General features: G+C 56.4%; 8 protein-coding genes and 1 pseudogene. 4 read left to right on the top strand and 5 right to left on the bottom strand.

The genetic code is table 11. The annotated features are described in order from the left end of the window. Window positions 1-237, top strand: a pseudogene (locus Q0510_RS24355) (M3 family metallopeptidase); the annotation flags it as partial. 69 nt (window positions 238-306) lie between these two features. On the opposite strand, the gene Q0510_RS24350 reads toward Q0510_RS24355, so the two are convergent. From Q0510_RS24350 to Q0510_RS24330, 5 genes are all read right to left on the bottom strand, one after another. Beyond that, window positions 307-735, bottom strand: a complete 429-nt coding sequence (locus Q0510_RS24350) for a transcriptional repressor (RefSeq protein ID WP_298717779.1) — start codon at window positions 733-735, stop codon at window positions 307-309. Between the two features lie 11 nt (window positions 736-746). Next, window positions 747-1373: an SCO family protein gene (locus Q0510_RS24345; protein WP_298717776.1), complete on the bottom strand. Its 627-nt coding sequence runs from the start codon at window positions 1371-1373 to the stop codon at window positions 747-749. A gap of 68 nt (window positions 1374-1441) precedes the next feature. After that, entirely contained in the window at window positions 1442-2008 is a 567-nt protein-coding gene (locus Q0510_RS24340; protein WP_298717773.1) for a hypothetical protein, read from the bottom strand. Then, window positions 2001-3404: an FtsX-like permease family protein gene (locus Q0510_RS24335; protein ID WP_298717770.1), complete on the bottom strand. Its 1404-nt coding sequence runs from the start codon at window positions 3402-3404 to the stop codon at window positions 2001-2003. Before Q0510_RS24335 ends, Q0510_RS24340 begins: the two co-directional genes overlap by 8 nt. Next, window positions 3401-4042 (bottom strand): ATP-binding cassette domain-containing protein, encoded by a 642-nt coding sequence (locus tag Q0510_RS24330; protein WP_298717767.1) that lies wholly within the window; start codon window positions 4040-4042, stop codon window positions 3401-3403. The genes Q0510_RS24335 and Q0510_RS24330 overlap by 4 nt, the downstream gene beginning before the upstream one ends. A gap of 148 nt (window positions 4043-4190) precedes the next feature. Between Q0510_RS24330 and Q0510_RS24325 the strand changes: the two genes are divergently transcribed. From Q0510_RS24325 to Q0510_RS24315, 3 genes are all read left to right on the top strand, one after another. Next, complete coding sequence (locus Q0510_RS24325; protein ID WP_298717764.1) at window positions 4191-4607, top strand: MerC domain-containing protein; 417 nt, start codon at window positions 4191-4193, stop codon at window positions 4605-4607. 58 nt (window positions 4608-4665) lie between these two features. Next, window positions 4666-5901, top strand: a complete 1236-nt coding sequence (locus tag Q0510_RS24320; protein WP_298717762.1) for a GTP-binding protein — start codon at window positions 4666-4668, stop codon at window positions 5899-5901. Window positions 5902-6077: 176 nt separating this feature from the next. Then, a partial coding sequence (locus Q0510_RS24315) for a carboxypeptidase-like regulatory domain-containing protein (protein ID WP_298717759.1) occupies window positions 6078-6283 on the top strand: 206 nt, incomplete at its 3' end.

The following is a 6283-nucleotide window of genomic DNA, read 5'->3' as shown; positions in this document are numbered from 1 at the left end:
TTCTATTACATCGAATACGGCATCGCGCAGCTGGGCGCCATCGCCATGTGGAAGCAATACCGCGAACAACCCGAAACAGCGCTCGATAACTACATGAAAGCCCTCAGCCTGGGGTACACCAAAACCCTCCCCGAGCTTTACGAAGCGGCCGGCATCCGGTTCGACTTCTCCCCGGCTTACGTGAAGGAACTGGCGGATTTCGTGCAACAGGAAATCGATCTGCTGACGAAAAAATAATTCCATCCCGGAAAATGGAAAGGGAGCGGCCGGATGGCCGCTCCCTTCTTTTATGCGTTGTAAATTTCGTTATTGACAGGATTTACAAACCCCGCTCACTACTACTTCCACGTTGTGCATGGCATAACCCTGCGGGAGGGCGATGGCCGGCACGTCGGTCTCGTCGAGGCACTGGGTGCTACCGCATTCTTCGCAGCGGAAGTGTACGTGATGGTCGTGATGCTCATGTTCCCGGCAGTCCGATTTGCAGATGGCATAACGCACGCTGGTATCGGTCGTGGGGATTTTATGTACGATCCCCTTGTCGAGGAAGGTTTGCAGGGTACGGTAAATGGTAACCCGGTCAAAGCTTTTGCCGCTGAGCTTTTCGAAGTCGGCATGTTCGAGTGCGCCGTTGCTTTTGAAAAAGAGCTCCAGGATCTTCACACGGGTGTCCGTAACGCTCAGATTGCTGGAACGTAACAAGTGCACGATGATTTCTTTTTGTTTTGCAGGCATTGTTAAAAAATTTACTCATGCATCAGCCGGTCGATATCGGCTATCAGCTTATCAACATCTTTCACTTTCGTGCCTTCATACAACCCGCGGATACGGCCTTCGCCATCGACCAGCGCAAACCATTGGGTGTGGATGAAGTCGTCTTCCCCGGTAAAGGTGCCATCGTCTACCAGGTAGCTTTCGCGGGCGAGCTTGTAGAGCTGCCGTTTGTCGCCGGTGAGGAAGTGCCAGTTCTTCGGATCCGCGCCATGCTTTTCGGCGTAAGCCTTCAGCACGGGGATGGAATCGTAGTCCGGGTCGGAAGTATGGGACAGGATGAGGAAATTCGGTTTGTCCTTATAAACGGCGTATACCTTTTCCATGTTCTTGTTCATCACCGGGCAGATGTTGGTGCAGGTGGTGAAGAAGTATTCTGATACATAGATCTTGCCTTTCACATTTTCCTGCGTAATACGGTTGCCATCCTGGTCCGTAAAACTGAAACCCTGCACGGTGTGGCCGGGGGAGCCGAGTACGGGCAGTTTCTCTTTACCTATCCAGCTACCCCTGCTTTCCTTGATCATGAATGCATAATAGGCCATGAAGCCTACGCTCAGCACCACGAAAAAAGAGGTATATAATATTAACTTTTTGGACATATCGAAATGATCTCCTGTTCTAAAAATGCAAAGTTAGCACAGTTTCCCGAGACGGGCCCTGAGCCAGGTCATTTGCCGGTGATTTCAGCATTGTCGAGATTATAATACAATTCATAGATATTTTTCTCGTTGAGCCTCAAGACACCTTTCACCTTAATGTAATCGTCTGTTTCGAATTCCGGTTTCTTTCCCTTGAAGTTCAGCGACATCACCGACTCCGGGCCCGAGCCGCCGCAGAAGAAGCAGGAGCTGTTGGGGTTGGCGCTGAGTACATACACGGAACCTTTCGGGTCTACCGGCACCATGTACCCGCTGATCTCTACGGTTTTGCCGTTGAGGGCTTTGATGGTGCGGGAGAAGGAAGGATACAGCATGGGCAGCTGCATCTTTTCGTCGTATTTGCGGGTAAAGATGACGTCTGACAGTTGTTTCCAGGTCACTTTCTGCGGCGCTTCGTCGCGATCGGGCACGTCTACGGTGGACATGGGCAGGTTTTCGGAAGTGCGTCCGGCGGCAAGGGCCTGCTGCAGCCAGGGGGCGGCAGACAGGTTATGGCGGCAGACCTGCGAGATGTCGGAACAGGAAACGAGGGCGAAGGCGGCGACGCCCAGTAAAATTTTCTCCACTTTAAGCATTGGCAAGCGTTTTAGCAATATTCAGCCGGAAGGCGCGTACGGCAGGCAGCAAAGCGGCCAGCATACAGGCTCCGACGATAGCTGCCGCGGTTATCCCATCGGCAGCGGTAAGCGGCATAGCGCCGGAAAAATTCAAATGATAGCCGGCAAACAGTTCCTGCTGCAGGAACAACAGGGCCACCCGGCTCAGCGCGATCCCCGTTACCACGCCCAGCACTCCCAGCAGGAACGCTTCCGCGAAAACGAGGGCCAGCAATTTGCCACGGGAGCCGCCCATGGTCCGGATAAGGGCCAGTTCGTAGCGGCGCTCGTGCGTGCCCTGCACCAGCGTTACAAAGATACTGCATGCAGCCAGCCCGGCCAACAGCCAGCCAAGGGCGCGGAGCACTTTGGCCCCCGTACCCAGCAAAGCCTGCAGGCGGTTGATCTCGATAGCAGGCACCGCGGCCTGCATATTGGTGTATTCATTGATCATCCGCGGGAATTGCAGCTGCCCCATCGGGCTGCGGAACTTGATCAGCACCGCCGTTACCTGCTGCTGCGGGTCATGCGCCGGGTCCGCTTTTTCGGCGGCTTCTTCCGCGTGGTCGTGATCATGTCCTTTTGCTTCGTCATGGTCATGGCCTTTGGCGTCCGCGTGGTCGTGTGCTTCCCCTTCGGCGTGGTCGTGATCGTGGCCATCCGCTTTGTCATGGTCATGCCCTTTGGCGTCCTCGTGGTCGTGGTCATGATCGTGGTTTTCCCCTTCGGCATGGCCGTGGTCGTGATCGTCCGGGTCATGGTGCGGGGCATGGATGTCCCACACGCTTTGCAGCGGCGTAAGCAGCAGCTGATCGATCGCCAGGCCCGTGGCGGGAAGGATCCCGGTCACGATATATTCCTCCCCTTCGTGGACATGCCCCGTCTTTCCCAGGCCATGCGTCCCCGCGAAGCGGCTGCCTACTTTCAGCCCGGCCTTGCGCGCGGCTTCCACACCCGCCACCACTTCCATGGATTTGCTGAACACCTTGCCCTCCGCGGGTTTGGCGTTGTATTTATCCAAATAGGCGGTAGTAGTGCCGATGATCCGGAAACCATGGTACGAATCCCCCAGCGAAATCGGTACTGCCGATTCCACCAGCGGGTGCTGCATAAAACGGCTGGCCTCCGAAAGGGGAATGTTGCCGGTGGGATTGTCGAGGTGATACACGCTGCTTAATATTAACTGCAAGGGGCTGCCCTTGGCGCCCAGCACCAGGTCGATCCCGTCGATCTGTTGTTCGAGCTGCTGGCGTGCCTGCCGGTTGAGGGCCCACAGTACCAGGAGCACCGAAGTGCTGCAGGCGAGCAGCAGCCAGCAGAGCGCGGTATATAGCGGTTTATGTAACAGGTTGCGTATGGCGATGCGGAAAATCATGTCAGTTGGATGTGTTGTGGGTAAAGGGAAGTCAGCCGGTTGTCGTGCGTAACGATGAGCAGGGCCGCGTTATGCCGCGCTGCCTGTTCGGATAACAGGCGGGCCACGGATTCGCAGTTATGGTCGTCGAGGCTGGCGGTAGGCTCGTCGGCCAGGATAACTTCGGGCGACTGCAGCACCGCCCGCGCGATGGAGGCCCGCTGTTGCTCGCCCTGGCTCAGGCGGGCGGGGAGCTTGTCCAGCAGATGCCCGATGCGGAGATCGCCGGCCACGGTTTCCAGGCGGGAGCGGTCTACCGGGGCGCCGGTCAGCTGTAACGGCAGAGTAAGGTTGTCGGACACAGACAAGGAGTCTATGAAATGCGACCGCTGGAAGATGATCCCGATGTGTTTGCCCCGGAAAGCGTCCATTTTACGGGTGCCCAGGTTGCCGAGCGCAGTACCCGCTACCTGCACGCTGCCCTCGTTTGGACGGATAAGACCCGCCAGCAAATGGAGCAAAGTGGTTTTCCCGGAGCCGGAAGGCCCCGTGATCAGGAGGGTTTCGCCGGCACGGCAGGCAAGGTCGGGGAATCGGATCACCCGTCCGCCCGGATAGGTATATGCCAGTGCATTCGTCTGGATCATCATGTCTGTCATCACTTTTGTTTTGGCAACATTGTTGCAAAAGGTATGTTGAATTCGGCTAATATAGCGTTCCGCAGATACAAATTTCATTAATTTTTCATTCAATTGCAACAATGTTGCAAAATATCCCTTAGCTTTGTTGCCCACAAACCAACTGAATATGGCCTTTTCTCGACTATTGAACAAGATGAACCTGGACGCTATCGGCATCGGTGCCTCGCTGGCCTGCGCGGTACATTGCGTGGCGCTTCCCCTGGTAGCGGCGGCGTTGCCGCTGGCGGGAGCCGCGGTGCATTATGAACCGCTTGAATATTTACTGCTGGGGGCTACGCCGGTGGTAGGACTGGCGGCCCTGTACCGGGGGTACCGTTACCAGCACCGGCGGATCAGGCCTTCTTTGTTATTCGTGATCGGGTTTGCCTTGTTGATAGCGGGCCACTTCTGGTTCCCGCATTCCCTGGAGCTGACGGGCATCGCCCTCGGCGCGGGGCTCCTGGTAGCGGCGCATGTGGATAACATCCGTTTCTGCCGCAAATGCCAGGTGAAGGCCGAACCGGCCGCCGAAGCGCAAAGCTAAGCATGCCCGCACCGAAGGCGCCTGCATCCCATGCCGCGTAACCATTAAACCCGACTATATGCCCGGCTCTTCTGTTTTTTCCCTGACGGCGGACCACCTCCGCCCGGTTCCCCGTAAACTGCCGGTGACCGTGTTAAGCGGTTTCCTGGGTGCGGGTAAAACCACCCTGCTCCAGCACATCCTCCACAACCGCGAAGGTTTGCGCGTGGCGGTGATCGTCAACGATATGGCGGAAGTCAATATCGACGCGCGCCTGGTCCGCGATTCGGCGGCGCTCCACCAAACAGAGGAGAAGCTGGTGGAAATGTCGAACGGGTGCATCTGCTGCACGCTCCGTGAAGACCTGCTCGCCGAAGTGAAGCGCCTGGCCGAAGAGCGCCGCTTCGATTACCTGCTGATCGAATCCAGCGGCATTTCAGAGCCCCTGCCCGTGGCGCAGACGTTCACTTATCGCGACGATTCCCTGGGCATCGACCTCGGCGCTTTCTCCCGGCTCGACACGCTGGTGACCGTTGTGGACGCCTTCAATTTTTACAGCGATTACGCCAGCCGGCAGTTGCTGGCGGATCAGGGGCTGACGGAAGCTGCCGATCAGCGGAGCATCGTCAACCTGCTGACCGACCAGATCGAGTTCGCCAACGTAATCGTATTGAATAAATGCGACCAGGTGTGTGACGCGCACAAAGCCGAGTTGAAAGCCCTCCTGCGCAAACTGAATTCCAAAGCCAGGATCGTGGAGGCGGTGAAGGGAGCGGTGCCCCTTCGCGAAGTGCTCCACACCCAACTGTTCGACTTCGACGAAACTTCCCAATCCGCGGGCTGGATCGCGGAGCTGGAAAAGGAACATGTTCCGGAAACGGAGGAATACGGCATCCGGTCGTTTGTCTACCGCAGCCGCGCGCCTTTCCATCCCACGCGCCTGTGGGAGATGATACAACATGAATGGCCGGAAGGTGTTATCCGCTCCAAAGGTTTGCTGTGGCTGGCTTCAAGGCCCGATGTTGCGGTGAACTGGAGCCAGGCCGGGCGCTCGCTCATGGCGGACCGCGCCGGAGCCTGGTGGTGCTCCATCCCGGAGAACCAATGGGACCTTGACCCTGCCTCGCACAACATTATACGCGAGCGCTGGCATCCGCTGTTCGCTGATCGTTACAACGAAATCGTTATTATCGGCCGGAACATAGATCCTGCCGGCATTACCGCCCGGCTCGACGCCTGCCTTTGCAAAAATGATGAAGTGCTGGGCTGGACGCTCGGGCAATCCTTCCCTGATCCCTTTCCTGTTTTTTCTTAATGTTTAGGTAATTAGTTCCTGCAAAACCCCAATGCCGCCGCCCCGCTGTGTCCTCGATTAAATTCACGGGCGGCGGCTTCTTTACAATAATCTTTAATTTAGTCTAGCCTAAATAATAATTTAGACAAATATCGATTCTGTTTTTAAATTTGTCTCATAAAATATAACCTAACTCCATGTCTGGATTGCTACGCTCAGTTTTCACATTAATTATTACGGCGGCAACGCTGGCCGCCAATGCACAGGGCCGGTTGAAAGGGACCGTTACCACGGGGGAAGCGCCCGTCCCTTTCGCGACCGTTGGATTCAAAGATTTGAAGACCGGTGTGGTGACCGATGAGACCGGTCAGTTCATCATCCCCAACATACCCGCCGGCAAACA

Source organism: uncultured Chitinophaga sp. (assembly GCF_937874145.1).
In the GTDB taxonomy this organism is placed as follows: Bacteria; Bacteroidota; Bacteroidia; order Chitinophagales; family Chitinophagaceae; genus Chitinophaga.
Note: the sequence above shows the minus strand (reverse complement) of the source record. Positions and strands in the feature narration are given on the sequence as shown.